The organism is Desulfocastanea catecholica (assembly GCF_054657295.1).
The window spans coordinates 1-271 of sequence record NZ_BAAHYZ010000180.1; the positions used below are offsets into that span (position 1 = coordinate 1).

Consider the following 271-nt stretch of genomic DNA (forward strand, 5'->3'; position numbering starts at 1 on the left):
TCCCTGTCGGCTGATCGGATAAGGCTGGACGCTGCCGCCCTTCTCCACCGCCGATAAAATCCGCCGGTCAAAATCAATGTCCACCAGATTCAGGCTGGTTATCGCACTCCGGCGCATCCCGGTTTCAATCAGGGTGTAGATGATGGCCCGATTCCGGTACGGCCGAAAGTTCTTTCTCTGCGGTGGGGTTGCCCCGCCGTGGCGATGACGATCCCGGGAGCGGCCACCAACGAGCAGGAGCTGATCGGCCGCATCGAGGATCCGGTTGCGC

The 271-nt window shown here is 61.6% G+C and carries 1 pseudogene; it reads right to left on the bottom strand.

Annotation, left to right across the window (positions count from 1 at the left end):
* Positions 1–271, bottom strand: a pseudogene (locus ACYQ8U_RS23430) (hypothetical protein); the annotation flags it as partial.